2 protein-coding genes are annotated in these 1,408 nt (G+C 68.4%); both read right to left on the reverse strand.

From position 1 onward, the window contains the following. Positions 1-674: beta-ketoacyl synthase N-terminal-like domain-containing protein (locus ACP4IX_RS36185; RefSeq protein ID WP_426527077.1), on the reverse strand; the 674-nt coding region annotated here is incomplete at its 3' end. 66 nt (positions 675-740) lie between these two features. Beyond that, positions 741-1,408: acyl carrier protein (locus ACP4IX_RS36190; RefSeq protein ID WP_426558892.1), on the reverse strand; the 668-nt coding region annotated here is incomplete at its 5' end.

The raw sequence follows: 1,408 nt of genomic DNA on the forward strand, positions 1-1,408 counted from the left end.
ACCAGCGCCATCGGACACTCCCCCGACCGCAGCGCCTGCGCGGCCAGGTGCAGCGCCACCAGCGACGACGAGCACGCGGTGTCCACCGTCACCGCAGGGCCTTGTAAACCGAGCACGTAGGCCACCCGGCCCGACGCCACGCTCTGGGAACCGCCGGTGATCAGGTGTCCGGCCATGTCCTCGCCGGATTGGCCCGCGACCTCGGTGTAGCCCGACGGGAACGTGCCGACGAAGACACCGGCCGCAGTGTCCGCCAGGGAAAGCGGGTCGATCCCGGCGTGCTCCAGGGCCTCCCAGGACATCTCCAGCAGCAGCCGCTGCTGCGGATCGGTCGCCATGGCCTCGCGGGGGGAGATCCCGAAGAACCCGGCGTCGAAGTCTCCGACGCCCTGGAGAAAGCCGCCCTCCGCGGCGACCGACGCGCCGGAGCTGGTCAGCTCGTCCAGATCCCAGCCGCGGTCGGCGGGGAAAGCCGAGACCGCGTCACGGCCCTCGGCCACCAGCCCCCACAGCTGATCGGGGTCGGACACACCGCCCGGGAAGCGGCAGGCCATTCCGACGATCGCGATCGGCTCGGTCTGCCGCTCCTCGACCTCGCGCAGCCGCCGCTGGACCTCACGGGAGTCGGCGATAGCCCGCTTGAGGTAGGCGCGGAGCTGCTCTTCGTTGGCCATGAGTTCTTTCCACTCCTAAATGTGTTGCTAAAGCAGATCTGCGAGGTGAAGCGCCGGATGCCCGATCTAATCGATCCCCTTGTCCACAAGTGCGAACAGGTCGTCGTCGGATGCGGATTCGAGGTCAGCGAGGTCGGTCTCCTCGGGCTCGCCGCACATGTCGAGGATCTCGCGAAGCCGCTCGGCAATCCGGTCGCGATCCGCCGCGTCGGAGACTACTGAGGGGAAGGTCCTCTTGAGGTTGTTCAGATACGTCAGCACTGGTTCGGCGGCTGACGGTTCCTCCCCCGCGATCTGCTCTCGCAGATAGGTGGCCACCCGGTCCGGTGTCGGGTAGTCGAACACCAGGGTGGCGGGCAGGCTCACCCCGGTCACTGTGGCGAGCCGGTTGCGCAGCTCGACCGCGGTCAGCGAATCGAACCCCAGCTCCCGGAAGGCCCGACCGTTTTCGATCTTGTAGGTCGAGGCATGGCCCAGGACCGCGGCGACATGGCCACGGATCAAGTCCAGCAGGAATCCATGGCGCTCGTCGGCCGGGATGGTGACCCAGCGTTGTGCGAAGCCCCCGGGGTCACGCCGGTCGTTCCCAGCGATGCGGCGGGCGACGCCGCGAGTACCAAGGGAGGGCATCAGCGGTGACCGTTCGCCCTGGCGGCGCAGCCGGGTCAGTCCCACCACGGCCTGGTCGGCGAGGAGTGCCTGGTCGAACAGCTCCAGTCCCTGCTCCACCGACA

The organism is Streptomyces sp. WG5, assembly GCF_049974565.1.
Classification (GTDB): domain Bacteria; phylum Actinomycetota; class Actinomycetes; order Streptomycetales; family Streptomycetaceae; genus Streptomyces.